Here is a 26833-nt window from a genome sequence, read left to right on the forward strand (position 1 = left end):
ATTTCTCACCAACATCAGAAAGTATAGAGCCCAAAAAAGAAGCTGAGTGTCAATCAACTTCTTTTTTTAGTATCCTCACTATATAAATTCAATCATCATAACATAAAAAAGTGTAGCTAGCAGAAATAAGATATATGCACCTGTAACCATGCGGCTTAAATGTACATTCTTCCATTTATTAGTGTAAGATTTTTGAAAAGTAATGAGTAGCATCAATAGCGTAATGATAGTCACACAAATGCTTCTGAAATTGAAAAATATATTCCAATAAGGAGATAGCGTTGTAATGCGCATTCTAGGTAAAAAGTAATAAACGATTATGGCTAAATTCGTTCCAAAAGTAGAAATATGTTTTGTTTCCTTCATATTTATTCACTCCATTCGTACTAATCGCTACTGTTTTTCTTCGTTCTATTTTAATAATACTGGCTATTCTTTTTCTGGTCAACAGTATATTTTGTTGTTGAAAACGTTCAATACCTTGAGAGTTACTATAGACGATTTTAACGGTAAGAAATCATCAAATCATCGGTTTTAGAGGGATTTTTGCAGGCAAGTAGTAGTCAGCTTCTCATAAAAAAATTTATAAGAATACAGGGTATGAAATCAAAAGTAAAAGCACTTTTGTTTCATACCCTAAGTACCAATAAACGGTGGAATCAGAAGCCACTTCTTTAACGTTTTTTACGGTTGCGTTTTTTCGGCTGTACTAACACCAGTCTAGGTTTATTTATCACTTTGACATAGACTACAAATCCACTAATACAAACAATAAACAACATTACACCAAGCACAAATCCTTCTGGCAGATAAACAAATTCAATTGTATGTTCACCTTGTGTTACTGGAATACTAACAAAGGCCTTTTTAAACGATTTAATCGGGACTTTTTTGCCATCGACATAAGCTTTCCAACCTTTGTCATAAGGAATTGTGGTCAGAAGCACTTGGTCTTTATCTGCCTTCACTGTGCCTGTGGCCTTGCGTCCTTTAGCTGTTAAATCAGCCCCTTTATTCTGGATTGCTTGAACGGATTTTTCAAAGGCTGTTGTATTTAACCCGACAACTTTTGGCTCCATAAAGCTGACGGCAGTTGTGCCATAAAAGCTGACGGTAAAGGTAACGCTAGTGGGCTGATCATAATAACCGATATTGTAATATTGCCCTGTGATATTGATTTGTGATTTTTGGCTAGTCCCATTTACTGACATTGTGGCAGTTGAACTTTCCAATTGTCCAAAATCTGTTGGGAACAGGCTAAGATAAGCTTGGGTATTTGCAGGTACATCGACTGTCCAGGTAATATCCTTTGCCACATTGTTTTGAACTTCTCGATAGGTTACAGAACCAGCATTTTGTTCGATTTTGACATTATTTTTGTTGATGATAGTTGGCTGATAAAACTTAAAGTAATTTTGTTTTTGATCAGCTAGCGCATTGAATAACTCGCTTTGGCTACTCAAATTATCATTGGCAGGCTGTTTGACTTTGTAGATGTCGTTATCTGCTAAAAAGCCTAACGGCAGCGCACTGCTGTTTTCATATAGTGAAAATTTCCCCGCTTTGTCAGTCGGGAAAAAGCCGAATTTCAGCGGATCACTTTCAGAAATATTGTATTTGATCCCAACGAGAGAATCCATCAGCAAGGTATTGTTTGGATAACGAATGTTCAAACCAGTTCCTCTAGCACGAAAGCCCAAGTCATTTAAATAAGAAGATGAATGACGATTCCTGATAGAAGAAAACATACTGACACCACTATAGCCATAATTGATACTATCATTGGAAGAAACTGGATTTAAATTTTCTAACCGATAAAAGGTGTCATTGTCTTTTTTAGTCTTATCGACGAGCTTTTTGATCGATGGATAAGGTTCAGAGTAAAGACTGCGAGAAGCGTAGTTCCAATCGTCTAAAATGCCTTTTAACATTGTATTTGTATTGATGAATGCTTCAGTCGAAACTAGTAATACCAATAGTATGATCAAATAATGCATGGGTATTTTTTTCAATTGATAAAAGACAATTCCAGCCAGATACAGCAGTAAGAATAAAACTGTGATAACAAAGGCTGAAATCGGAATATAGTCATAACTTGTCGCGTTCTTTGTTCCTTCAGCCAAAGCAAAGACTGCAATCAGCATGATCGTGGAACCTGCTAGCAAGCCTAAATCATCTGTTTTGAATTTCTCGAACCCATAACCCGCCAACAGAACAACTAGGAAAGAAAATAAAAAGCTGTAGCGGAACAAGAACATATTTGGCGCATGCATTCCATGCCAAAATAAATTCAGTGGTGTGATATAAAAACTAGCAATCAAAATCAGAAATAGACTACCAAATAGGAGTTTATTTTTCTTCGGAACTTCTCTTGTGACAAAGTAAAAGATACAGAAAATCAAGGGTAACAGTCCCACGTAAATAAAAGGGATCGAACCATATTTCGTTGTATCGTAGACACCAATCATATTTTTCATCACGATATCCCAAAAAGCGGTTGCTTCAGTCTTAAATCGAGTGACTTGGGATAAGGTTTCCCCATTTGCTCGTAAATCAAGGACCGCTGGCAATACTAAGATCATCGAAGCACCACCTGCTAAAAGAGAGGTGATCCCGTAAGGTATGATCCGTTTTTTATAAACTTTCCAATTCGTCAACATGCGGGCGATAAAATATAGGAAAGAGAAGACACCGATCATAAAGCCCATGTAAAAATTTGAGATAAATAATAGCAGATAACTGACAAATAACAGTGTCGGTTTTCGTTCATCCATCAGACGATGAATCCCTAGAATAACCAGAGGTAGATAGGTAAACGCATCTAACCACATGATGATTTCTGAATGTGCGGTCGCAAATGACATCAAAGCATAAGGGACACTCAACATCACGTGTCCCCATTTTGGCATCTTGTAGGTGTTTCTAGCAAACACCCAAAAAGCCAAACCAGCTGAACCGATTTTCAATAAAGTAATCAGATACAGCGCATCAGGAATATTCTGGTTTTTAAAAAAGATAACGAGTGGGGTAAATAGACCGCCAAGATAATACGAAATCAATGAAAGATAATTTAACCCAAGGGACGCGTTCCAAGTATAAAAAATACTTTGTTTACCGTGCAGCACGTTATTGAAGCTAGCATGGAAATTGGAAAATTGTGAAAAGGAATCACTTGCCATCACACTACGGCTACTGCCGGGGTAAATACCTAAACTTAAATAAACAATGACCATCACAAAAAATGGAATGAAAAAACTAGCGGTCATATAAGGCCAGTTTTCTTTAATAAATGCCTGTATTTTTTTCTTCATAATCAACCTCACAACGTAATAAATAGAATATATATAGTTTAGCATATCCTTTGAAAAATTGATTGTTAGAAAGAAAAAATTAAAGAAAAGCGAAAGTTTTATTGAGGGATAAATTGGAAAAATAGTGTAACTAAATGTTTTGCTATTTTAGTATATAAATTATTAAAATCCGAGTATAATAAAATAATACTACTATCAATATAGAAAGTCAGGGATATTCATGTGTACAGGCATTCATTTGAACTCAATTGAAGGAAATCATTATCTGGGGAGAACCCAGGAATACAATGTCAATTTTGATTATATTGGCGTGCAGAGTCCTAGAAAGATCGAGATTACGGAAAGTCCTGAAAAATGGCAGACTATTTATTCAGTATTAGGAGTAGGAATCAAAGAAAATCAACAGAGTGCCGCTCAAGGCGTAGTTGATGGTGTCAATGAACATGGACTTGGAGGAATCACGCAATATTTTGCGGAGTTTAATCAATATTCATCAATTGAAGAAATAAAAAAAGCTGGGAAATTACCGCTGTTAGCAGAGCAATTTGTCTTTTGGGTATTAGCCAATTGTACGGATACAAAAGACATTGAAAAGAAAATTCTAGATGTAGCGATTGCAGATCTTTCGACAACCGGTAAGGCACCTGGGTTGCCCCAACATTTTATGTTCACAGATGCTGCTGGCCGCACAATCGTTGTTGAGCCATCAAAAAAACTAGGATTTGCGGTATATGAAAATCCAGTTGGTGTAATGACTAACAGTCCTAAGTTTGATTGGCATCTGACAAATTTAGAAAACTACACAGAATTATCTGATGTCAATGCAAAAGATGCGCTATTCCAAGAAAAAAATGTTCTTTCTGCTGGAAAAGGCTCAGGCTTACATGGTATTCCTGGGGATTATACTGCAACTGCACGCTTTGTTCGAGCAGCTTATTTGTTGAAATTTAGTGATCCAGTTCGCTCGAAAGATATAATTAATAAAGCCTTTCATATTTTATCCACATCAGATATCGTAAAAGGCGTAATCAAATTAGATGCACCTCAAGAGATGGATCGACAATATACGCAGTATATGTCTGTTTACGATTTAGATAAAAAACAATTGTACATTAAGATGTATGAAAATTTCACGATTCAAACAATCAATTTTGATGAAAAGATAGCAAATGCTGATCAAATCAAAATGTATGAGCTGGTAAAAACGCCGCAGTATGAGGCTTTAAATTAAAAGCAATGTAAAAAATACCAAGATTCGTTGAGAACATTACTCACGAATCTTGGTATTTTTTACAGCCATTGTTCGATTTTATTATAACTTTGACCAACATCGTTCAATGAATGAGTATCTGATCCATAAACAAGAGGAATGCCAAATTCAACTGCTTTTTTAGTTATCCACACCTGTGGATAACTCTGTTGATAACCTTGTTTATAAAATCCAGCTGTGTTTAAATCTAAGCTGTATTTTTCTTGTTGCACACTTGTTAAAAGGGTGTGGACAAGTGCATGGTTTTCAGAAGAATATTTTGTTGCATCATCAAAGAATTGCTCAAATTTTTGGCACAAAGATATATGGCCTAAACGTGTGGGTTTCCATGGGCCTAAATCTGCTTCTAAAGAGGCTAAAACCTTTTGGTAGTAACATTTTTGAGCTTTTTCAACGCTACCTAAATAGTCAACGACACCAGTCTTATATTCTTCAAAAGAATAGTCGATTCCACGCAATCCGCCATCTCCCTCAAGAAAGTGTACGGATAAAATCCCATCGTCCGTTTGTGGTCCGTATTCAACTAAAAAATCACGAGTCCAGCTTTCAAATTCCGAAAAATAATCTAATTCAAAGCCAATGTGAATAATAATGTCAGAAGCATACTTTTTTCGTAGCTCATTCATCCTTCTGAAATAGTTATCCACATCGTTCAAAGCCATCGAGGCAGTTGTCCACACTTCAGAATCTCCTGCAGCAAATTTTTCTATACCTGTGGGTAACGGTGCATGCTCTGTGATGCTATATTCTTTAAAGCCGAGACGGATTGCACGCTGGATCAGTAGTTCAGTATCTTCGACTTTTCCATGTGGACAAAATTCTGTGTGGGTGTGACCATCACGTTTCATGAGAAAACCTCCTTTTGTTGTGTATAAGTTTTGTATTTGTTTATAAACAGTGTAGCAAAAGGAATTTTTCTTGTATATTTTTATTTTCGTACACCGACGGACAACTCTTTTTTTAAGGTAAAACATCGATGTTTGAGTTGAACGTTTTTGGTATAATAAATCAATAGGCAAACATTGATTTATAGGTATTCTACAAACTATAGAGCCTTTTATATTCCCCACTCTACAGATCCGAGGTAGCTTAGGAACTGCTCTCATTTTATAGTGAAATTAGAAAGGAGCTTAATGAATGGAGCTAAGAACTCAATTGAAAAAATATCGAATGAAGAACGAATGGACTCAAAAAGAATTAGCAGAAAAAGTCAATGTTTCAGATAAAACAATTTCTAGCTGGGAAACAGGACGCACATATCCTGATGTTGCAATGCTGATTACGCTTAGTGAATTATTTGGCATTACTTTAGATGAATTTATGAGAGGGGATGCTAAAATGATAAAAAGGATTGATACTGACTTAAAATTAAAAAAAGTCTATAGATATGCGTTAATTGTGACTATCACTATTTTTTTGGGAGGAGTCATTTTTTTGAACACATATCAATATAAAAATCAGTGGGTAGATAGATTTAATCCTTTTATGGAAATGAAAATAGGTTATGCTACATTGCCGACCAAAGTTACTTATAATGGCGGAAAAGAGTATGAAAAGAGTAGCAAGGAACTGCAAATTCCAGATCCTTATCAAGATATTTGGGTGACTGACGATCCTTTTGGGGAAGGGACGAGATTGGATTTTAAGGGAGGACAATCTCCAGAGGGAAAAAATTATGCTTTGGTACAACATAAAGGAATATACGTACGGCGCATGTCGTTTGTTTCTTGGGATTCAATTCCAGGAATGTACAGAGACATCATGCAAAGAGAATATGAAGAGGTTCCGAATATGGAGGATGAGCCGATTCACCATTAATAGCATAAAATAAATGACCAATCAAATGACCTAGCTAGTCAGTTGATTGGTCATTTACGTATTATCACTTATTTCCGATACTGTCCATCACCATAAACAATATATTTTGTAGAAGTCAGTTCCGCTAAGCCCATCGGACCTCTTGCATGTAACTTCTGTGTACTGATGCCAATCTCAGCACCAAAGCCAAACGCAAATCCATCCGTAAATCGTGTGGAAGCATTAGCATAAACTGCTGCTGCATCAACTTGCTGTAAAAATTGTTGTGTAGCAAAGTAATTATCACTAATGATACTTTCAGAATGTTTCGTATTGTAGCGATTGATATGCTGAATCGCTTCTTCTAAAGAGTCTACAACTTTAATGGCTAAAATGAAGTCATTGAATTCCGTTTCCCAATCTTCTTCAGTGGCTGGGATCGATTGTTCAAAAATAGCTAGCGCCCGTTCATCAGCTCGTAATTCTACATTGTATTCATTCAACGCTTTTTCGATTACAGGTAGAAAATCCGCCGCCACCTCTTGATGGATCAATAATGTTTCTGCTGAGTTACAAACAGAAGGACGTTGGCATTTTGCATTGACGATGATATTGGTTGCCATCTCTAATTGGGCGTCCTTATCGATATAAACATGACAATTGCCAGTTCCTGTTTCGATGACTGGAACAGTTGCTGTTGTTAAGACTGTTTTGATCAAATTAGCACCACCACGAGGAATCAACACATCTAAATAATCATTTAATTTCATCAATTTTTGTGCCGTTTCCCGAGAAGTATCATCGACAAACTGAATCGCAAAAGGAGAAGCGCCTTTTTGTTTTAACGCTTGTTGTAAAACAGTTACTAAGACTTGATTTGAGTGAAATGCTTCTTTTCCGCCACGTAAAATTACGGCATTTCCGGTTTTAAAACAAAGGCTGGCTGCATCTGTTGTCACATTTGGACGAGATTCATAGATGATGCCGATGACACCTAATGGCACACGTTGTTTACCGATCATCAAGCCATCTTCATTTTTCCACATTTTATCGACTTCACCGATTGGATCAGGCAAGGTTGCAACTTGGCGAATGCCATCAGCCATGTCTTTGATCCGTTCGTCTGTTAAACGTAAGCGATCTAGCATTGTTTCGGTAATACCGTTTTCTTTAGCTGTCGCTAAATCTTTTTGATTTTCTAGTAAGATTTTAGCAGTATTTTTTTCTAGTTCTGCTGCCATATGTACTAATAAGTCGTTTTTAGTTTTTGTATCCATTAAACCTAGTTGATAGGCTGTTTCTTTGGCTTGTTTGCCTAGTTGTGTTAAATCAGTCATGAAGTGTGCCTCCTTTTTTTAATTGAATAAATAGTGTCCCGATCTTTTCGCCAGCTAAAATATCAAAAATGATTTTTGGTTGCTGCCCATTTGCTAAAATCATCGCACCGTTATGCTCTAACACACGTTCTGCGGCTTTTAATTTACTGTACATGCCACCAGTACCAAAACGACTGCCTTTGCCTCCAGCTAATTGTAAAAGCTCTTCGTTGATTTCATTGATTTCAGAGAAAAGCGTGGCATCTTTATTGGTATTCGGATTATCAGAGAAAAAACCGTCGATATCAGATAACATGATCAGTGCATCTGCTTGGATCAGTTGAGCGACGATCGCAGATAATTGATCATTGTCACCGAATTTCGTTAGATGATCTAATTCATCGATTGCTACAGTATCATTTTCATTGATGACAGGAATGATGCCCATTTGCAATAATTGCTCTATGGTATTTGTTACATTTTTGCGGCTTTCAGGATATTCGATCACGTCTCGTGTCAATAACAGTTGGGCGATTTGCTGGCTGTAAGTCAAAAAGCGCTGGTTGTAAATGTTCATCAACTCCGCTTGCCCAACCGCAGCAACTGCTTGTTGTTCTGGAATGGTTGGGGGGCGTTTATCCATGGTTAACTTATTTAAGCCAACACCGATTGCACCAGATGAGACTAAGATGATCTCTTTGTCTTGGTTACGTAAATCGGATAAGGTAAAGGCTAATTGATCGATGGCACTTAAATTGATATTTCCATTGGGGTAAATCAAGGTACTTGTCCCAACTTTGATGACGATTCGTTTGGCTTCTTTTAATTGTTTTCGCATGGTTGACCTCACTTATTTCCTAACTTTTCCAGAGTATTTTAGATAAGACTATTATCTAGTCTTTTCACTTTATTTGCAAGAAAGCTTGGACAAAAATTTTGCTTTTGTCCAAGCTTAGATTTTATTCTTCTATTTTACAGTTTTATGCGTTATTTGTCTCTAGATCGTGCACAAATAATCCACTTAATAATTTAGGTTCAAACCAAGTTGATTTTGGCGGCATGATTTTACCTGCATCCGCAACGTTCAGTAAATCATCCATCGTTGTCGGATAAATCGCAAAAGCCGCTGACCATTGTCCGCTATCTACTAGTTGTTCTAATTCTTTCATTCCACGAATACCGCCGACGAAATCAATCCGTTTATCTGTACGGACATCTTGAATATCGAAAATAGCTGCGAATACATGATTCTGGAGTAAAGAAACATCTAAACCAGCAACAGGATCATCAGATAGAATTGCCTCTTTAGCAGTTAGTGCGTACCACTGACCTGCCAAATACATACCAAATGTTTTTGGTTGAGCCGGTTTTCCTGCCTCAGTTTTTGCCACAGTGAAACTCTTTTCCAACTGTTCGAAGAAATCAGCTTCGATGGGAACATTCACCACACGATTATAATCTAAAATTTCCAATTCTTCTTTAGGAAAAATCACAGATAAAAAGTAGTTGAATTCTGCTGAATCAGTGGCTTCAGGATGAGCATCCTTTTTCTTTTGCCCCACTTTGACCGCTGATTCCGTCCGATGATGGCCATCTGCAATATATAAAGCCGCAACCTCTTGTGCAAAAGTCGTAACGAGTTGTTCGATCACTTCTGGTTTATCTACAAGCCAAACACGGTGAGTAACTTCATGAAAACTTGTGAAATCATAGACGGGATCATGGGATTTTTTCCAGTCGTCCGTTAACGTTTGGATCTGTTCATTTTTACGGTAGGTCAGAAAAATTGGGCTAGTATTCGCGTCACACGCTTCAATATGGCGAATGCGATCGACTTCTTTTTCTGGTCGGGTAAATTCATGTTTTTTGATCTTACCTTCTGTGTAATCAGTGATTGACGTACAAGTTACAAGACCTGTTTGAGCGCGGCCGTTCATTGTTAATTCGTAAAGGTATAAACGCGGTTGGTCATCTTGGATCAGCCATTGTTTTTGTAAAAATGCTTGTAAATTATTTGCCGCTTTTTCGTAAACTTGATCATCATAAGGCGAAAGTGTTTCAGGTAAATCGATCTCAGATTTGTCGATATGCAGGTAAGAATAAGGATTATTTTCACCTAGTTCGCGGGCTTCATCGGAATTTAAAACGTCATAAGGTAATGTAGCGATTTTTTCGCTGAACTCTGCAGCGGGGCGAATGCTTTTAAAGGGATGGATCGTAACCATTAATAACTCACCGCCTCGGTATTTTTGATGGTCCGAACTCGGATGATGTTTTCGGCTGCTTGGATTTTCTCAGCTGCGGCATTGATTTTTGCTTCGTCTGTTTCAGAAATATCGACAATCGTATAGGCGAAATCATCACGGCTGCGGTTGATCATCGTGTCGATGTTGATATCTAGATTCGCAATACCAGTTGAGATTTGACCTAACATATTAGGAACATTTCTGTGTATAATCGTGAAACGGAATGGTGAATTAAAGGCCATTTCAACTGTCGGAAAATTGACAGAGCGCTTGATATTGCCAGTTTCCAGGAATTTTTTTAGTGTACGAGCCGCCATTTTTGCACAATTGATCTCTGCTTCCTCTGTTGATGCACCTAAGTGAGGAAGAACAAGGATTTTTTCGTTGTGTAAAAGACGTTCATCGGCAAAGTCTGTTACAAAATTACTGATTTCTTCTTGTGCTAAGGCTTCAATCACGGCGTCTGTTTCGACCAATTCACCACGGGCAAAGTTAAGTAAAACTGCATTCTTTTTCATTTGTGCCAGTTGTTCTTTACCAATCAAGTGATGGGTATTTTCAGATAAAGGAACGTGAACGGTAATAAAGTCACAGGTTTTCAAGACTTCGTCCATACTTTGCGCTCGTTTGACACGACGAGAAATACTCCAAGCGGTATCAACAGACACAAATGGATCAAAACCTGTCACTTCCATGCCCAAACGGTAGGCGTCGTTTGCAACCATTGCACCAATTGCGCCCAGACCAATTACACCGAGTTTTTTACCTTCTAATTCAGTACCAGCAAATTGTTTTTTCTGCGCTTCGGCTTGTTCTTCGGTATCCGTACCAGTTAGTGTTTGTACCCAGTTTGAGCCTTTTAAAATAGGACGAACAGATAGTAACAAGCAAGCAATGACTAGCTCTTTTACAGCATTAGCGTTGGCACCAGGTGTGTTAAAAACAACGATACCATCTTCGGTACATTGTTTGACCGGAACATTATTCGTTCCAGCGCCAGCACGAGCGACTGCTAAAACAGAAGCAGGAAAGTCATACTCATGGAGTTTTTCACTGCGTAAGATGATACCGGCAGGTGTCTCAGTTTTATTGATCGTAAAATTTTCTTCGTTAAAACGAGCTAAACCAACTGGGGCGATCGCATTGAATGTTTTAATATCATACATCTATTTTGTTCCTCCATTTTCTGCTTCAAATTTTTTCATCAAATCAACTAAAGCTGCAACACCAGCTTTTGGGAATGCGTTGTACAAACTTGCACGCATCCCTCCTACAGAACGGTGTCCTTTTAAGTTCTCAAAGCCTGCTGCTAAAGCCTCTTGATTGAACTTTTTATCTAGTTCGTCATTTCCAGTAATAAAAGGAATATTGTTGATTGAACGGTCTTTTGGATTGACTGGTGAAGAAAATAGGGCAGATGAGTCGATCTCATCATATAAAATCATTGCTTTTTCTTTGTTTTGTTTTTCCATTTGACTGACGCCGCCTTGTTCTTTGATCCATTCAAAGACAAGTTTTGCCATATAAATGCCGTAAGTTGGCGGTGTGTTGTACATTGAGCCATTTTTTGCATGAATATCATAATCTAGCATCGCGCTAAGAACATCCGCTTGCCCAATCAAATCCTCACGAACGATCACAACCGTGAGTCCTGCTGGCCCGATATTTTTTTGTGCGCCTGCATAAATTAGCCCAAAATCAGCAACGTTATAGTCGATCGATAGAATATTTGAAGACATATCAGCAACGATCGGTACGTCACCTGTGTCAGGTAGATCATAGATCGTTGTCCCTTCTATCGTATTATTGGTTGTAATATGGACATATGCTGCATCTTGAGGGATATCTTCTTTATTAATTTCGGGAATATATGTGAAATTCTTGTCTTCGCTTGAAGCGATCACTTCAACATCGACCGTGCCAAGTTTTTTTGCTTCACTAATTGCTTTTTTCGCCCAAGAGCCAGTGTTGACGTATAGGGCTTTTTTATTTTGTGCTAAGTTCAAAGGAACCATCGTAAATTGCATACTAGCGCCACCTTGCAAAAAGAGCACTTTATAATTATCAGGAATAGTCATTAATTCTCTGAGTAAGGTTTCGGCATTTTTAATGATCGATTCAAAAAGGGAGGACCGGTGACTCAACTCCATCACGGACATGCCGCTGTTTTCGTAATTCACCAATTCGGATTGTGCTTTTTCCAAGACACTTTTAGGTAAAACGGCGGGACCAGCTGAAAAATTGTAAACAGTTTTCATACATCTATCTCTCCTTTGATATGATCATTCATCCACTATTTGTATAGTAAATGTGAAAACCATTATAACAGAAAGCTTAAATTAAAAAAAGATTAAAAGTAAGTTTCGTAATTATTTTCACAGAGTTTTTCATCTTTGAGTGCTTGAAGCAAACATGTTTACAAATCGGTAAACATGTTCATATCTAGCTGAAAGCGCTTCTTATTGGCGTTTTTTTCTACTATAATACGTCATGAAGAGACATCGGCCGAATCGTTCTTCTACTGTAGATTTTGAAGTGTGTAACTCATTAATAATTCAAATTGGATTAGAACCGTACCAAAAAATAGTTGAGGATAAAAATCTTGATGGGAGCTTGGAGAGTAGGTATTTGTACTGATAGAAAGTGTAGAAAGTTTACTGATGGCTGACTGATCATTGCCAACAAAACAGATACTTTCCAACTCATTTGTCTGAGCGATTTCTGCTAGTTCAAACATCCGACCAGTATTACCCGAATTACTGATGAAAATCAGCAACACATCATCCTTATGACTTTCTCGTAAAAATTCTAAATGACTATTAGAAGTGGCTCTAAATCCATAAAGATTCAGGTATTCAGAAAAGTAGTTCGCTAAATTTTGTGAAAATCCAGAACCTAAGATCATGATGTTTTTATCCTGATATTTTTTTAAAAGTGTCAAAAAATTATCGCCGTAAGCTTTGATCACATCATGTTTTTCCAGATGTTCTTGGTTGAGATTGAATTCACTGATGTAAAAGACGAGCTCACTATAGCCTGTGAAATTCATTTTTTTCGCCATATTGATGATCGTTGCGGTTGAAACAAAGCTTTTTTTAGCAATTTCACGGACACCTAAGTTCTTCAATTCCTGACGATGGTCGGTCATATACCGTAAAATTTGGATTTCTGTTTTATTCAATTGGTATTTTTCAGCAAGACTATCGATATTCATTTGGACCACCCTTAAAATCAAATTAGTTAGGAGTATTATAACATGACAGAACAAGAATATATCAATGATCCCTGGGCAAGAGTAAAAACTAGAAATAACCTGAACGGCGACGAGGTAGTCTCTGCTTTACAAAAATCGATTCGCCGTGGTAATGAACGTGCGGCATGTGATTTTGCTTATGAAATGTATATCACATCTCCACAGTTTGAAGAAAAATTATGGCGCAGATTATTGGCGATTTCGGTAGAAGATATCGGGATGGGCAACGATAACGCCGCGATCATGGTCAATAATTTAAATCAAATGCGCAAAGAGTTTCAGTATAATGAATCCGATCGTGCGATGTTCTTTTTCCATGCGATTCGATACTTATGTAACTCTGAAAAAGACCGCTCATCTGATCTACTAAAAAATATCGTGATCAAAAGTTTTGCGATGGGACATGTACCTGAGATTCCGGATATCGCTTTAGATAAACACACAACACGAGGCAAAGAGATGGGTCGCGATTCAAAGCATTTCTTAAATGAAGCGAGCATTGTGATTCCGCAGGCAGAAGTAACCAATAACTATAAAGAAGAATACGCACAAATCATTGACCGCTATGACCCGAATGAAGTCGTTGAGTCGGCTTTTGAATTTAATTCTTGGCAAGTTTAAGGAGGAGCTTCTGATGAATAAATCAGCGAGTGCTAAAGGATCTGTTGTAAATCGATTAAATGATATTTTAAGCCCGTTTGCAAATAAAATTGGCAATCAGCGCCATCTTAAAGCTGTTTCCACTGGCATGATGTTTGGTTTGCCGTTTATTGTGATTGGTTCTTTCTTCTTGATATTTGCTAATCCGCCTATCAATATAGACCAGTATGATCCAGTGAAGGCTGGGGTGTTTATGAAATTTTTGGCTACGTGGAAAGAATTCGCTGTGGCCAATTATGATGTGATTACAGCACCGTATAATTTGACGATGGGGATCATTGGCTTGATCAGTGTCTTTGGGATTGCATATTCATTATCGAATGAATATAAACTGAACGCTTCTATGAATGGTATGGTCAGCATGGTGACGTATTTACTTGTGTGTACGCCTGTTAAGGATGGTACGATTTCTCTCGCTTATTTAGGAACAAATGGGTTGTTTGTGGCAATTATCTTAGGACTCTTGGTTGTAGAAGTCAGTCGTTTTTTTGAAGTGAAAAATATTAAGATTTCGCTGCCTGATACAGTGCCGCCGATGGTTGTGACGTTTATCAATACGTTGATTCCTTTGTTGACGAATATTGTTTTATTTTATGGCTTGAACTTGGTATTTTTAGGTTTGATCGATCAATCGTTCCCTGATGCGGTCATGTCTGTTTTGACTCCTGCTGTCAATATTGCAGGGAGTTTAGGCGGTTTGTTGTTGATCGTGACATTGGGAAATGTTCTTTGGTTATTTGGGATCAATGGCTCCTCAATTATTTTTCCAATCGTCTTTACGCTTGGTGTAGCTCAAACAGGACTGAACGCAGAACAGGCGGCCAATGGTGAAGCGATGACACATTTGATGAACTTACAGATGTTTCGGATTTCTGTTTTAGGCGGTGCGGGGAATACCTTAGGTTTAGTTATTTTAATGATGTTTAGTAAAGTACCACAGTATCGTACGATCGGTAAGTTGTCATTTGTTCCGGGTATTTGTTCTATTAATGAACCAGTTATTTTTGGTTTGCCGATCGTCTTTAATCCGATTTTAGGGATTCCGTTTTTGATCATGCCGATTGTTTCGCTGTTTCTCACTTATTTTGCTCAAAAGATCGGCTTGATTTCACTAGGGTTTATCGTTGATCCATCCTTCACACCGTTTTTTGCTCAAGCGTATTTAGCTACGATGGATTGGCGTAATATTGTTTTCTACATTTTCTTAGTGATTTTGAGTATCTTTGTTTATTATCCGTTCTTTAAAGTTTTTGAGAAAAATCAAACGAAATTAGTGGATGAAGCGTTGTAGAAGTTTGAAATATACTCTAATAAAGCTGTCGATTGCATAGTTTATGTGATCGGCTTTTTTAGTTGGGTGATTGATTTCACTTTTCTTATGAACGTGGTAGACTACCAACATAAGAAACTGTTTTAAAGGAGGCCAGCTAATGTCTAAACTAAAAGAATTAGCCCGCAATTGCTTACAAGTTGCGCCGTTTATTTTATCCAATACGGTTACTTTTATTCCCTATTTTTTATTTTTGAGTTTAAGTGATGGCACAACGCTGGAACGGATTTTACCTTTTGTCCTTTTTTATACGTTTCGGATGACAGGGATATTTTTGTTAAAAAGTTTCAAACTAGCGTTGACGAGCTTTAATGTGTTGATCATTTCGATTTTGCTCGGAGGTGTGGGTTGTTTGGTTGGCGTGTTAGGTCAATTCTATTTTCCTGCCTATCTTTTTTCAGCTATTTTCCTTGGACTTAGTGCATCATGGTTACCTGCAGCTAATACTACTGTCAATTATCATGAGAAACGGCAAGGGTATTCTGCTTTGACGGGTAGAAAATATTTTTTTATTTTACTGATATTCGGGGGCTTGATCGCATCGCTGATGTTGGTAAACGAATGGAGGCTTCCTTTAGTTTTAGGAGAATATACTTTGCTATATATAGCGGCCTACCATACAGTCACTCATTATCCTGACTATGAAATTGATTTCAATGAAGTCAATCAACAAGTGATATCAGTCAAAGAGTTCTTTTTGTTTTTAATATTCTTTGTTCTGTTGTTATTTATCCGTTCAGCTCGATTGTTATTTGATCCGCAACTTCTGGATGTTGGGATTATCGGTTTTTCTATCTTGTTTTTAATAGCAGGCTGGTATTTGAACAGTCAAAGGAAAAGTTGGAAACTCCCTTTATGGTTGAATTTATTAACATTTGCTACTGGCATGTGTATGAATTTTCTACTGCTTTTTGGGACGTTTTATGTTTCGTTACGTTTAGGAATAGATCGTCTGACTACTAATTTATATGTTCCTTATATTTTGGGAATCATTGGGTCAGCGGTTGTTATTAAATTTTTATACGGCTTATTTCCTAAAGTGGATCCTAAAATCGTTCATCTGGGCGGTTTTATCCTGTCACTATTCTTGTTATTATTTCGACCGCTTTTTCCAGTGGGCATCTTTTTGCTCAGCTGTTTCATAAGCGCTACAGGTAATTTCTTGAATCAGCAGTATTATCAAGAAGAGACTTTACCTCAAGACCAACGAATCATTACGAAATATAGCACTCAAACCAAAGGCAGCGTGACCCATCAGTTGTTATTGATGAGTGTTTTATGGTTGTTAGCGAAACAAGCACAGTTACCTGTGAAAACAGTTTTACAGATCACGGCACATCGAACGCATAATCCAGCCGCCCTTCAGTTAGTAGAGTATGTTCATGTAATTAGTATCGTTGGGTTGATGTTATTTTTTTCTTTTATACTTTACAAAGTAGTAAAACATGAACAAAATGAGTCCAAATGATGTGTAAACATTAAAAAAACACGAGAGAATATTAAAGATACTGTAAAAGTAAACTGGGGATCAGCGTAATATGTTAAAATAGAAATAGTTTACAAGTAGAGGAGATTTTTGATGAAACAACGAGGATTTGAAATTATTACGGATTATAAAGACCAAGGTATCGCACTTCCTGAGCGTGCGACTAAAGGGGCTGCAGGTTACGACTTTGAAGCTGCTGAAACGGTCGTTGTTCCAAGCATTTGGCAATTACAAGCACAAGGCATCGCGCCAAAACCAGTTTTGGTAAAAACAGGAATCAAAGCGTACATGGCTGAAAATGAGTATTTAGAATTAGTGAGTCGTTCATCAAATCCTTTGAAACGTTTTTTAATGTTAGCAAACGGCGTTGGTGTGATTGATCGCGATTATTATAATAACGAAGGCAATGAAGGACATATCATGTTTCAATTTTTGAATTTCGGTTATGAAGAGATGGTCATCGAAAAAGGCGAACGAATCGGACAAGGGATTTTTAAACCGTTTCTTTTAGCGGATGTTGATGACGTAGAAACCGAACGTACAGGCGGATTTGGCTCTTCAGGTAAAAACTAGGATAAAACCATTGGAAAACTGCGTATTTTATAGTGGGAAGTCTTAGTCTAAGAGGCCTAAACTATGGTAAAATAAAGAATACATCAAAACGAGGGGATAGCATATGGCAAAAAAAGCAAAAGTTCAATTTGAGTGTCAAACGTGCGGGTATATCTCCCCTAAATATTTAGGACGCTGCCCCAATTGTGGGCAGTGGAACACAATGACAGAAGAAATCATTCAAGATACGACAGATCGTCGTGCTAGAGTTAGTTTAACAGGTAAAAAGACTCAGCCGCAGCGTTTAGCGGAAGTTGTTCCTAAGAAAGAACCACGAGTGAAAACGAAGCTAGTAGAGCTGAATCGTGTATTAGGCGGTGGTGTAGTTCCTGGGTCGCTTGTTTTGATCGGTGGGGATCCTGGGATCGGTAAATCAACACTGCTGTTACAAGTGTCACAGCAACTTGCTGAAATCGGCGGCAAAGTGTTATATGTTTCTGGAGAAGAAAGCGCTGAGCAAATTAAAATGCGTGCCGAGCGTTTAAGTTCGATTGATACGGAATTTTATTTGTACGCTGAAACGGATATGAATGAAATAAGTCGTGCAATCGAAAAGTTGGAACCAGATTATGTAATCATCGATTCCATTCAAACGATGACGCAACCAGACGTAACTAGTGTGGCTGGTAGTGTCAGTCAAGTACGGGAGACAACAGCCGAACTATTGAAAATCGCTAAAACAAATGGAATTGCAATTTTTATTGTAGGGCATGTGACCAAAGAAGGCTCGATTGCAGGGCCTCGTATGCTTGAGCATATGGTGGATACTGTATTGTATTTTGAAGGCGATAAGCATCATACATTCAGAATTTTGAGAGCGGTAAAAAATCGTTTCGGTTCCACCAATGAGATCGGGATTTTTGAAATGCGGGAGCATGGGCTAGAAGAAGTGATGAATCCTTCTCAAGTATTTTTAGAAGAGCGCTTGGCTGATGCTACAGGTTCAGCAATTGTGGTCGCAATGGAAGGAACACGTCCGATTTTAGTTGAAGTACAGGCGTTAATTACACCGACGATGTTTGGTAACGCTAAACGCACGACGACTGGACTAGATTTCAATAGAGTTTCCTTGATCATGGCAGTCTTAGAAAAACGTGCAGGTTTGTTGTTACAAAATCAAGATGCGTACCTAAAAGCCGCAGGTGGTGTGAAAATTAATGAACCAGCCATCGACTTAGCCGTGGCAGTCAGTATTGCTTCTAGTTATAAAGAAAACGGTACAAAGCCGACAGAATGTTTTATTGGTGAAATTGGTTTGACTGGTGAGATTCGCCGTGTGAATAGTATTGAGCAACGAGTGCGTGAAGCGCAAAAGCTGGGATTTACTAAGATTTATTTACCAAAGAACAATTTAGGCGGCTGGACACCGCCAGAAGGTATCGAGATTGTCGGTGTTGCGACGATTGGCGAAACGTTAAGAAAAGTATTCAAGTAGAAAGGGTCTAGAGGCTGTAGCAAATGTGTAATCAGCCTCTCCTCTTTTTCTTTAAATTAAGTATGATTATATTGGAGGATGAATCTATGCAAAAACGTGTCATCACACTGCTGATGATCGTCGCTGGCGCAAGTTTAGGTATCTCATTGTTACCGTTGGCTTGGGACATGGCGAAACAGGCAGATAATACATGGCTGAACAATAACTTTACTAACAGTTTGATTGGTGCACTTATTTTCTTTATTTTATCGTTAGGGTTAGCGAAGTATATTGTTTCAGGCGTGAAAAAAGTAGAAGCAGCATTAAATGAAATGAGTTTAACCTACCTATTATTCGGGAGTATTGGTGCCATTCTTGGCTTGGTCATTGGTGTTATTATTTCGATTCCAATGTATAACTTGAATATCCCGTTTGTTAATAGTGTTTTACCGATTCTAGTTATGATCATTTTTGGCTACCTTGGGTTTCGTATGGGGACGACTCGAATTGATGAGTGGCGTAAAATTTTTACTCCTAAGCAAAAGAAAGCACAAGTTGAAACAGAAGGTGAAGTTCTTGATCGCAGAATAGAAGATCATTTCCATAAATACAAAATTTTGGATACGAGTGTGATCATCGATGGTAGAATCTATGATATTGCTAAGACTGGCTTTTTAGAAGGCGTTATTTTGATTCCTAATTTTGTCTTGTATGAGCTACAATATATTGCAGATTCAGGCGATAGTCTAAAACGTGTTCGTGGACGTCGTGGTTTAGATATTTTAAATGCATTACAAAAAGAAGATGGTATTTCGGTTGAAATGTATGAAGGTGACTTTGAAGATATTTCAGAAGTAGATAGTAAACTAATCAAATTAGCCAAACTGTTAGATGGTGTGGTTGTAACAAATGATTATAACTTAAATAAAGTCTCTGAATTTCAGAATGTTCCAGTATTGAATATCAATGCGTTAGCAAATGCTGTAAAACCTGTTGTGATTCCAGGTGAAACAATGAATGTAATGGTTGTAAAAGCTGGAACAGAACGTCAGCAAGGTGTGGCTTACCTAGATGACGGCACAATGGTTGTAGTCGAAGATGGACAGCATTATATGAGCGAACATATCCAGGTAGTTGTAACAAGCGCGCTACAAACGGCAGCTGGTCGAATGATTTTTGCTAAACCAGCTCACTCAGGTCGTGGGATCGACGACAGTAAAGAAGAACATAGAGCCAATGAGAAAAGCTGAAAATAGAAATAAAGCGCTGGATTATGAGGTCATTTTATTAGCGGCAGGTCAAGGGACGAGAATGGGAGCCAGTCGCAATAAAATTTTATTGCACTTGATCGGTAAACCAGTTATTTCTTATTCATTAAACACCTTTTTTAATGATCCCGCCTGCAAACACATTATTTTGGTCACACAAGAAGATGAACAAGAGTTGCTAGCAACAATGGTCAAGAAAGAAACAAAGAAAAAAAGGTGTCCAGTAACAATTGTATCAGGTGGTAGTGAACGTCAATATAGCGTCTATAACGGGTTAAACGCGTTAATCGATCCAGAAAATATCGTCATGGTTCATGATGGCGCAAGGCCTTTTGTCAACTTAGCCCAATTGAAAGCTCTGCATCGGAAAGTACAAGAAACGAGAGCCGCTATTCTAGGTGTTCCAGTTAAAGATACGATCAAGCGTGTCTTTAATGGAATCGTTCAAGAGACCGTTCCACGTGAAACATTATGGCAGATCCAAACGCCTCAGGCTTTTTATGGTACGGATTTAATTGCAGTTCACAAGCTTGCACAGCAGGAAAACTATTTAGGGACAGACGATGCTTCACTTATTGAAAAATATGGTGATTTACCTGTATCAATGGTGTTGGGAAGCTATGAAAATATCAAATTAACAACGCCTGAAGACATGCTGATTGGCGAAGCAATCGTGAAACGAAAAAGAAGTTAGGTGAAAAAATGATACGAATTGGACAAGGTTTTGATGTTCATCAATTAGTAGCAGGACGTAAATTGATCATCGGAGGTGTAGAGCTTCCTTTTGAAAAGGGACTGCTCGGACACTCGGATGCGGATGTATTGTTACATGCGATTACGGATGCATTGTTAGGTGCTGCGGGACTGGGCGATATTGGCCATTTATTTCCAGATACAGAGTTGGAATTTAAAGATGCGGACTCAATGAAATTATTGTACGAAGCAACTCAAAAAGTTTTGGCTAGTGGCTTTACTATTGGCAATATTGATTGTACAATTTTAGCAGAACAACCAAAAATGAAACCTTATTTAGAACAAATGAAAGAAAACATCGCCAAAGCCTGTCAAATTGAAGCAAATCAAATCAATTTAAAAGCAACCACGATGGAGAAAATGGGTTTTATCGGTCAAGAAGAAGGTATGGGAGCGATTGCGGTCGCTTTACTTGAAAATAGAAAGAGGAATGCACAATGACAAAAGTACGTGTACGCTATGCACCAAGTCCAACTGGACATTTACACATCGGAAATGCAAGAACAGCTTTATTCAATTATTTATTTGCCCGCCACAATGATGGTGAGTTTATTATTCGGATTGAAGATACCGATCAAAAAAGAAATATCGAGAACGGCGAAAAAAGTCAGTTGGAAAATTTAGCTTGGTTAGGTATGGATTGGGATGAATCACCTGAAAAACCAGGTGAATATGGCCCTTACCGTCAGTCAGAACGTGGCGAAATTTATCAACCTTTGATTGATCAACTGTTGGTAAGCAATCGCGCGTATAAATGTTATTGTACTGAAGAAGAATTAGAAACTGAAAGAGAAGCCCAACGTGCTCGTAGCGAAATGCCGCATTATTCAGGAAAATGTGCAGAATTAACACCTTCTGAACAAGCAGAAAAAGAAGCACAAGGACTTGAGCCAGTTATTCGTTTCCGCGTACCAAGAAATACTTCTTATACGTTTGAAGATATGGTCAAAGGCGAAATCGTTTTTGAATCAGATAATATTGGCGGCGACTTCGTTATCCAAAAACGTGATGGCATGCCGACATATAACTTTGCGGTAGCCATTGATGATCACATGATGAAGATCACGCACGTTTTACGTGGTGACGATCATATTGCGAATACGCCCAAACAATTGATGGTTTATGAAGCATTCGGTTGGAAAGCACCACAATTTGGACATATGACATTGATCATCAACTCTGAAACAGGTAAAAAATTAAGTAAACGTGACGAATCGATTTTACAATTCATCGAACAATACCGTGAACTTGGCTATTTACCAGAAGCGATGTTCAACTTCACAGCATTATTAGGCTGGTCACCAGTTGGGGAAGAAGAAATCTTCTCACAAGAAGAATTGATCAAAATCTTTGATCCAGAACGTTTAAGTAAATCACCAGCAGCGTTTGATGGGAAGAAACTTGAATGGGTCAATAACCAATATATGAAACAATTAGACTTAGATGTCTTAACCGATATGTGTCTTCCTTATTTAGTCGCAGAAGGCAAGATCGAAGCGCAACCAAGCGGAGAAAAACTAGAATGGCTGAAAAAAGTAGTTAGCTTGTATCAACCACAAATGAGTTATGCAGCTGAAATCGTCAACGTATCTGAATTGTTCTTTAACGAACATCCAGTCTTAGATGACGCAGCCAAAGAAGTCTTAGCTGGAGAAACTGTACCTACCGTTCTAGCCGCTTTCAAAGTACAATTAGAAGCAATGGATGTTGTTGACGTACCAAGCATTAAAGCCGGGATCAAAGCGGTTCAACAAGAAACAGGCGTTAAAGGTAAAAATCTATTTATGCCAATTCGTGTAGCTGTTTCAGGACAAATGCACGGACCAGAATTAGGCGATACGATCGAACTTTTAGGGAAAGAAAAAGCCTTAGATCATTTAAATAACGTTTTATAATAGAAATATGTAGAGAAGAAGAAGTAAAAAAGCGCGTGTCTTTAGAGAGGCTGTGGATGGTGAAAACAGTTGTCAGCCCTTTTTGAAATGCATCTTTGAATAGTTTCAGCGATACGTAGCTGAAAACGGCCAACAACCGTTATCTGTTTTGAGGCAGGGAGACCTGTAAAAAAAAGTGGAACCACGCACAAGCGTCTTTTAAACGGAGTTATTTCGTTTAAAAGGCGCTTATTTGTTGATTATCAATAGTTCTTCAGAAAAAAGACCTGAACGAGCTTGCTATGTTTTTATGTTTAAGATCAAATGAAAGGAGTAAAGATATGAGTTGGTTAAAAAGAGCTGTTAGGGCAGTCAAAAACAATGATCCTGCAGCGCGTTCAACCTTAGAAGCACTATTGACATATCCAGGTTTGCATGCGTTGTTTTGGCATCGTTTTTCCCATTTTTTATATCAGCACCGCTTATTTTTATTAGCCAAGATCCACGCACAGTTTTGGCGCTTTTTAACAGGAATTGAAATTCATCCTGGTGCGACCATTGCGCCTGGTGTTTTTATTGATCATGGTATGGGCGTTGTGATCGGTCAAACAGCAGAAATCGAAGAAGATGTTGTGTTATTTCATGGCGTGACCTTAGGCGGAACAGGTAAGGATACAGGGAAACGTCATCCAACGGTTAAAAAAGGTGCGATGATCCATGCACATGCTCAAATTTTAGGGCCAGTCACAATTGGTGAAAGAGCCAAAATTGGTGCCGCGGCAGTTGTTTTAACAGATATTCCTGACGATGCAACAGCTGTCGGAATACCAGCTAAGGTCGTCAGAATCAAAGGAGAAAAATTGGAGGTAGCGTATGATTCAAATCTATAATACATTAACGAGAGAAAAAGAAGTATTTCAACCAATAGAGGAAGGAAAAGTCCGGATGTATGTCTGCGGACCGACTGTCTACAATTATATTCATATCGGCAATGCCCGCAGCTCAATGGCCTTTGACACAATCAGACGTTACTTGGAATACCGCGGCTATGAAGTAAATTATGTCTCAAACTTTACTGATGTTGATGATAAAATCATCCGAGCAGCTAAAGAATTAGGCATCACAGCGCCAGAAGTTGCAGATCGTTTTATCCATGCATTTGAAGAAGATACGAATGTCTTGAATGTTAAACCAGCAACGTTACATCCACGTGTGATGGATCATATGCCAGATATTTTGACGTTTATTCAAGCGTTGATCGACAAGGGCTATGCTTATGAATCACAAGGAGATGTTTATTACCGAACGCGTAAATTTAAAGGCTATGGCAAACTCAGTCATCAATCGATCGATGAATTAGAAGTTGGTGCTAGCCAACGGACAGGTGTCGAAAAAGAGTTGAAAGAAGATCCACTAGATTTTGCCTTATGGAAAGGGGCCAAAGAAGGTGAGATTTCTTGGGATTCACCGTGGGGAGCAGGGCGTCCAGGCTGGCACATCGAGTGTTCTGTTATGGCAACCAAACATTTAGGTGATACAATTGATATCCATGGTGGCGGACAAGACCTTGAGTTTCCTCATCATGAAAATGAAATCGCCCAAAGTGAAGCGAAAACAGGTCAAACATTTGCTAATTATTGGATGCATAATGGTTTTGTAACGATTGGTGAAGACGATGAAAAAATGAGCAAATCGTTAGGAAACTTTGTCACAGTCCATGAACTAGTGAAGGAAGTTGACCCACAAGTTTTGCGTTTCTTTATGGCCACCACACAATACCGGCGCCCGATTCGTTATAGCGAAACAACGATGAAAGAAGCGGGTGTCAATTTACAAAAATTAAAAAATGCGTTTGAGAATTTGTCTTTTAGAAAATCTAATGCAGTAGTAGCACTTGATGAAGATACTCAAAAGTTGCATGAATTAGTAGAGTTAGAAACGCGTTTCACCACTGAAATGGATGATGATTTTAACGCAGCAAATGGCATCACTGTCGTTTACGAAATGGCTAAATGGCTAAATCAGTATAGTGAGCAAGAAGCTGTATCAGCATTGGTAATTGAAAAAGCGCTAGAACAGTTCACACAATGGTTAAGTATTTTTGGTATCTTCTTTTTATCAGAAGAACTGCTAGATGATGATATTGATCAATTGATCGAAGAACGCAATCAAGCACGTGCCAATCGCGACTTTGCCCGCAGTGATGAGATTCGTGATTTATTAAAAGACAAAGGAATAACCTTGGAAGACACAGCCCAAGGAACAAGATGGAGAAGAAGTGAATGAGAGATTATACACAATTAAACGGTTTAGCTTTGGCTTATGTTGGAGACGCAATCTATGAGATTTACATCCGCGACTACTTAGTTGAACTAGGGCAAACCAAACCGAATATTTTACACCGTATGGCGACGCATTATGTTTCAGCAAAGGCACAGGCTTTTTTGATTCAAGCAATGCTTGATGAGCAGCTGTTGACAGAAAATGAAGAGCTGATGTACAAACGTGGACGTAATGCTAAAAGTCACACCTCAGCTAAAAATGCTGATATTACAACCTATCGAATCGCGACCGGATTTGAATCATTGATGGGGTATTTACATTTAACGAAGCAAACCGAACGTTTAGAAGAATTGATCGATTGGTGCATAAAAAAAGTGGGTGAAGAAAATGAGAAATGATAAAAAGCGTTCTTTTAAAGGAAATAAATCACCAAAAAATCAACCGTTCAAAAAAGAAAACGTAAAAAAAGAACGAGAAGTTTCTCAAGAAACAATTGAAGAGAATTTTGTTTTCGGCAATCATGCGACGGTTGAAGCAATTCAGCAGGGGCGCGGCAACAAATTATTTTTACAAGAAGACAGCAAGAGTGAAAAAGTCGAACAACTAAAATTACTGGCAAAAGAAAACGCAGTGCCTGTCAAATGGGTGCCAAAACAAAAATTAGATACTATGACAAACCACGGTGTGCATCAGGGCGTTGTTTTAGCGATTACAGCGTATGAATATTTAACATTAGATGAATTACTTGATCGGACAAAAGAAAAGACTGAGACGCCATTTTTCTTGATTTTAGACAGCTTGGAAGATCCCCACAATTTTGGTTCTATATTGAGAACGGCAGATGCAACAGGTGTTGATGGGATCATTATTCCTAAACATCGCGCGGTGGGAATTACGCCAGTTGTTGCAAAAGCTTCAACTGGAGCTGTGGAATACATCCCTGTCGCTCGTGTAACGAACTTAACGCAAAGCATTGCTACACTGAAAGAAAATAGTTTTTGGATTTTTGGCACAGATATGAATGGGACTGATTACCGTCAGTGGAATACCCAAGGCGCAATTGCTTTAATAATCGGTAATGAGGGTCGTGGGATGAGTCAAGGACTGCATAAAGAAGTTGACGAATTATTGACGATTCCAATGAGCGGGCATGTTCAAAGCTTGAATGCTGGTGTTGCGGCTGGTTTGTTGATGTATGAAGCTTATCGTGGACGAAATCCCCTTTAATCATTCTGGTAAACGGCGGGAAAAAGCAGACAGTATTTTTTACAAAGCGCTGAGCTTAATACCGATTATGTTTGAAGCAGACTAGGTGAAACGCTTGAAACTACGCAATGCTTTTTCTCGACTTTTGATATAAAGAAGGTGACAAATCAAAATGAAAAAACAGTTACTGATCGTGGATGGTTATAATATGATCGGCTCTTGGCCTGAATTGGTTCAGCTCAAGAATCAGAATAAGCTTGAAGATGCTAGAGAAGTTTTACTGCAGCGTTTATCAAATTATGCAAAATATGAGAATTTAGAAGTCATTGTTGTTTTTGATGCACAGCTAGTTCCAGGAATTCAGCAAACGTATAAAAAGTACCAGTTAACTGTCGTTTTCACGAAGGAAGAAGAAACAGCTGATAGCTACATTGAGCGTATCGCAGGAGAAAAGAATGATCGGTTGACTCAAGTAACTGTAGCAACGAGCGATCTGGCAGAACAATGGCTAGTTTTTTCAAAGGGTGCGTTACGAGCGTCGGCCAATGAGTTGTATAAAAATGTTCAAAAAACAGAACGTACGATTGCAGTTCATGCAACAGATATTCATTTTCAAGATTTTCGGCGAAATTCTCCATGGAATATTGATCAATTGTCGAAGTTGTCCGAAAAACTGGACGAATTGTCCAAAAATAAAGATTAATATCCTATTTTAATCAACTTTTTAATAATAAAATGTTACTCTTTTTTTAAG

24 protein-coding genes and 1 other annotated feature are annotated in these 26833 nt (G+C 38.2%); of the genes, 16 read left to right on the forward strand and 8 right to left on the reverse strand.

What is annotated here, in order from left to right; translation table 11 throughout:
- Nucleotides 1-674: 674 nt before the first annotated feature.
- Entirely contained in the window at nt 675-3311 is a 2637-nt protein-coding gene (locus RV15_RS05490) for a YfhO family protein (protein ID WP_071877054.1), read from the reverse strand.
- Nucleotides 3312-3531: 220 nt separating this feature from the next.
- Between RV15_RS05490 and RV15_RS05495 the strand changes: the two genes are divergently transcribed.
- Nucleotides 3532-4542: a linear amide C-N hydrolase gene (locus tag RV15_RS05495; RefSeq protein WP_071877055.1), complete on the forward strand. Its 1011-nt coding sequence runs from the start codon at nt 3532-3534 to the stop codon at nt 4540-4542.
- A 59-nt stretch (nt 4543-4601) separates the two neighbouring features.
- Here the strand turns inward: RV15_RS05495 and hisJ are convergent, their stop codons facing one another.
- Nucleotides 4602-5429, reverse strand: coding sequence for a histidinol-phosphatase HisJ (gene hisJ / locus RV15_RS05500; protein WP_071877056.1), 828 nt, complete (start codon nt 5427-5429; stop codon nt 4602-4604).
- Nucleotides 5430-5718: 289 nt separating this feature from the next.
- Here hisJ and RV15_RS05505 point away from each other — a divergent pair, with 289 nt between their 5' ends.
- A complete protein-coding gene (locus RV15_RS05505; protein WP_071877057.1) occupies nt 5719-6399 on the forward strand; it encodes a helix-turn-helix transcriptional regulator in 681 nt (226 codons plus the stop codon).
- Nucleotides 6400-6467: 68 nt separating this feature from the next.
- On the opposite strand, the gene RV15_RS05510 is transcribed toward RV15_RS05505, so the two are convergent.
- From RV15_RS05510 to RV15_RS05535, 6 genes are all read right to left on the reverse strand, one after another.
- Nucleotides 6468-7715: a glutamate-5-semialdehyde dehydrogenase gene (locus RV15_RS05510; protein ID WP_071877058.1), complete on the reverse strand. Its 1248-nt coding sequence runs from the start codon at nt 7713-7715 to the stop codon at nt 6468-6470.
- The gene (gene proB, locus RV15_RS05515; RefSeq protein ID WP_071877059.1) at nt 7708-8532 is read right to left on the reverse strand and encodes a glutamate 5-kinase; all 825 of its coding nucleotides are present in this window, start codon (nt 8530-8532) and stop codon (nt 7708-7710) included. Before proB ends, RV15_RS05510 begins: the two co-directional genes overlap by 8 nt.
- A gap of 142 nt (nt 8533-8674) precedes the next feature.
- Nucleotides 8675-9919 carry a DUF1015 domain-containing protein gene (locus RV15_RS05520; RefSeq protein ID WP_071877060.1) on the reverse strand — a complete coding sequence of 415 codons (1245 nt, stop codon included), beginning with the start codon at nt 9917-9919 and terminating at the stop codon, nt 8675-8677.
- Nucleotides 9919-11106 (reverse strand): phosphoglycerate dehydrogenase, encoded by a 1188-nt coding sequence (locus RV15_RS05525; protein WP_071877061.1) that lies wholly within the window; start codon nt 11104-11106, stop codon nt 9919-9921. Before RV15_RS05525 ends, RV15_RS05520 begins: the two co-directional genes overlap by 1 nt.
- Complete coding sequence (gene serC, locus RV15_RS05530) at nt 11107-12198, reverse strand: 3-phosphoserine/phosphohydroxythreonine transaminase (RefSeq protein ID WP_071877062.1); 1092 nt, start codon at nt 12196-12198, stop codon at nt 11107-11109.
- 260 nt (nt 12199-12458) lie between these two features.
- Nucleotides 12459-13154, reverse strand: a complete 696-nt coding sequence (locus RV15_RS05535) for a MurR/RpiR family transcriptional regulator (protein WP_071877063.1) — start codon at nt 13152-13154, stop codon at nt 12459-12461.
- A 42-nt stretch (nt 13155-13196) separates the two neighbouring features.
- Between RV15_RS05535 and RV15_RS05540 the strand changes: the two genes are divergently transcribed.
- From RV15_RS05540 to RV15_RS05605, 14 genes are all read left to right on the forward strand, one after another.
- A complete protein-coding gene (locus RV15_RS05540; RefSeq protein WP_071877064.1) occupies nt 13197-13814 on the forward strand; it encodes an AAA family ATPase in 618 nt (205 codons plus the stop codon).
- A 13-nt stretch (nt 13815-13827) separates the two neighbouring features.
- Nucleotides 13828-15144, forward strand: coding sequence for a PTS sugar transporter subunit IIC (locus RV15_RS05545; protein WP_071877065.1), 1317 nt, complete (start codon nt 13828-13830; stop codon nt 15142-15144).
- A gap of 139 nt (nt 15145-15283) precedes the next feature.
- On the forward strand, nt 15284-16651 hold the full coding sequence (locus RV15_RS05550; RefSeq protein WP_071877066.1) for a hypothetical protein: 1368 nt from the start codon (nt 15284-15286) through the stop codon (nt 16649-16651).
- Nucleotides 16652-16762: 111 nt separating this feature from the next.
- Nucleotides 16763-17242, forward strand: a complete 480-nt coding sequence (locus RV15_RS05555) for a dCTP deaminase/dUTPase family protein (RefSeq protein ID WP_071877067.1) — start codon at nt 16763-16765, stop codon at nt 17240-17242.
- Between the two features lie 103 nt (nt 17243-17345).
- A complete protein-coding gene (gene radA / locus RV15_RS05560) occupies nt 17346-18716 on the forward strand; it encodes a DNA repair protein RadA (protein WP_071877068.1) in 1371 nt (456 codons plus the stop codon).
- 86 nt (nt 18717-18802) lie between these two features.
- Entirely contained in the window at nt 18803-19945 is a 1143-nt protein-coding gene (locus tag RV15_RS05565; protein ID WP_071877069.1) for a PIN/TRAM domain-containing protein, read from the forward strand.
- Nucleotides 19932-20657: a 2-C-methyl-D-erythritol 4-phosphate cytidylyltransferase gene (gene ispD, locus RV15_RS05570; RefSeq protein ID WP_071877070.1), complete on the forward strand. Its 726-nt coding sequence runs from the start codon at nt 19932-19934 to the stop codon at nt 20655-20657. The genes RV15_RS05565 and ispD overlap by 14 nt, the downstream gene beginning before the upstream one ends.
- An 8-nt stretch (nt 20658-20665) precedes the next feature.
- Complete coding sequence (gene ispF, locus RV15_RS05575) at nt 20666-21157, forward strand: 2-C-methyl-D-erythritol 2,4-cyclodiphosphate synthase (RefSeq protein ID WP_071877071.1); 492 nt, start codon at nt 20666-20668, stop codon at nt 21155-21157.
- Complete coding sequence (gene gltX / locus RV15_RS05580) at nt 21154-22611, forward strand: glutamate--tRNA ligase (protein WP_071877072.1); 1458 nt, start codon at nt 21154-21156, stop codon at nt 22609-22611. Before ispF ends, gltX begins: the two co-directional genes overlap by 4 nt.
- 1 nt (nt 22612) lies before the next feature.
- Nucleotides 22613-22813, forward strand: a binding site (T-box leader).
- A gap of 118 nt (nt 22814-22931) precedes the next feature.
- On the forward strand, nt 22932-23480 hold the full coding sequence (gene epsC / locus RV15_RS05585; RefSeq protein ID WP_071877073.1) for a serine O-acetyltransferase EpsC: 549 nt from the start codon (nt 22932-22934) through the stop codon (nt 23478-23480).
- Nucleotides 23464-24876 (forward strand): cysteine--tRNA ligase, encoded by a 1413-nt coding sequence (gene cysS / locus RV15_RS05590; RefSeq protein WP_071877074.1) that lies wholly within the window; start codon nt 23464-23466, stop codon nt 24874-24876. The genes epsC and cysS overlap by 17 nt, the downstream gene beginning before the upstream one ends.
- Nucleotides 24873-25271, forward strand: a complete 399-nt coding sequence (locus RV15_RS05595) for a Mini-ribonuclease 3 (protein WP_071877075.1) — start codon at nt 24873-24875, stop codon at nt 25269-25271. The genes cysS and RV15_RS05595 overlap by 4 nt, the downstream gene beginning before the upstream one ends.
- Entirely contained in the window at nt 25261-26100 is an 840-nt protein-coding gene (rlmB, locus tag RV15_RS05600; RefSeq protein WP_071877076.1) for a 23S rRNA (guanosine(2251)-2'-O)-methyltransferase RlmB, read from the forward strand. The genes RV15_RS05595 and rlmB overlap by 11 nt, the downstream gene beginning before the upstream one ends.
- Nucleotides 26101-26251: 151 nt before the next feature.
- A complete protein-coding gene (locus tag RV15_RS05605; protein WP_071877077.1) occupies nt 26252-26782 on the forward strand; it encodes an NYN domain-containing protein in 531 nt (176 codons plus the stop codon).
- The last annotated feature ends 51 nt before the right edge of the window (nt 26783-26833 follow it).

It is taken from the genome of Enterococcus silesiacus (genome assembly GCF_001886225.1).
GTDB lineage: Bacteria > Bacillota > Bacilli > Lactobacillales > Enterococcaceae > Enterococcus_L > Enterococcus_L silesiacus.

Coding starts and splice junctions, on each gene's coding strand:
- RV15_RS05545 (WP_071877065.1), top strand. CDS start 13,828: ATGAATAAATCAGCGAGTGCTAAAGGATCTGTTGTAAATCGATTAAAT.
- RV15_RS05550 (WP_071877066.1), top strand. CDS start 15,284: ATGTCTAAACTAAAAGAATTAGCCCGCAATTGCTTACAAGTTGCGCCG.
- RV15_RS05595 (WP_071877075.1), top strand. CDS start 24,873: ATGAGAGATTATACACAATTAAACGGTTTAGCTTTGGCTTATGTTGGA.
- RV15_RS05505 (WP_071877057.1), top strand. CDS start 5,719: ATGGAGCTAAGAACTCAATTGAAAAAATATCGAATGAAGAACGAATGG.
- RV15_RS05490 (WP_071877054.1), bottom strand. CDS start 3,311: ATGAAGAAAAAAATACAGGCATTTATTAAAGAAAACTGGCCTTATATG.
- proB (WP_071877059.1), bottom strand. CDS start 8,532: ATGCGAAAACAATTAAAAGAAGCCAAACGAATCGTCATCAAAGTTGGG.
- RV15_RS05495 (WP_071877055.1), top strand. CDS start 3,532: ATGTGTACAGGCATTCATTTGAACTCAATTGAAGGAAATCATTATCTG.
- RV15_RS05525 (WP_071877061.1), bottom strand. CDS start 11,106: ATGTATGATATTAAAACATTCAATGCGATCGCCCCAGTTGGTTTAGCT.
- RV15_RS05565 (WP_071877069.1), top strand. CDS start 18,803: ATGCAAAAACGTGTCATCACACTGCTGATGATCGTCGCTGGCGCAAGT.
- radA (WP_071877068.1), top strand. CDS start 17,346: ATGGCAAAAAAAGCAAAAGTTCAATTTGAGTGTCAAACGTGCGGGTAT.
- RV15_RS05555 (WP_071877067.1), top strand. CDS start 16,763: ATGAAACAACGAGGATTTGAAATTATTACGGATTATAAAGACCAAGGT.
- RV15_RS05535 (WP_071877063.1), bottom strand. CDS start 13,154: ATGAATATCGATAGTCTTGCTGAAAAATACCAATTGAATAAAACAGAA.
- rlmB (WP_071877076.1), top strand. CDS start 25,261: ATGAGAAATGATAAAAAGCGTTCTTTTAAAGGAAATAAATCACCAAAA.
- RV15_RS05605 (WP_071877077.1), top strand. CDS start 26,252: ATGAAAAAACAGTTACTGATCGTGGATGGTTATAATATGATCGGCTCT.
- RV15_RS05520 (WP_071877060.1), bottom strand. CDS start 9,919: ATGGTTACGATCCATCCCTTTAAAAGCATTCGCCCCGCTGCAGAGTTC.
- cysS (WP_071877074.1), top strand. CDS start 23,464: ATGATTCAAATCTATAATACATTAACGAGAGAAAAAGAAGTATTTCAA.
- ispF (WP_071877071.1), top strand. CDS start 20,666: ATGATACGAATTGGACAAGGTTTTGATGTTCATCAATTAGTAGCAGGA.
- RV15_RS05510 (WP_071877058.1), bottom strand. CDS start 7,715: ATGACTGATTTAACACAACTAGGCAAACAAGCCAAAGAAACAGCCTAT.
- gltX (WP_071877072.1), top strand. CDS start 21,154: ATGACAAAAGTACGTGTACGCTATGCACCAAGTCCAACTGGACATTTA.
- serC (WP_071877062.1), bottom strand. CDS start 12,198: ATGAAAACTGTTTACAATTTTTCAGCTGGTCCCGCCGTTTTACCTAAA.
- ispD (WP_071877070.1), top strand. CDS start 19,932: ATGAGAAAAGCTGAAAATAGAAATAAAGCGCTGGATTATGAGGTCATT.
- epsC (WP_071877073.1), top strand. CDS start 22,932: ATGAGTTGGTTAAAAAGAGCTGTTAGGGCAGTCAAAAACAATGATCCT.
- RV15_RS05540 (WP_071877064.1), top strand. CDS start 13,197: ATGACAGAACAAGAATATATCAATGATCCCTGGGCAAGAGTAAAAACT.
- hisJ (WP_071877056.1), bottom strand. CDS start 5,429: ATGAAACGTGATGGTCACACCCACACAGAATTTTGTCCACATGGAAAA.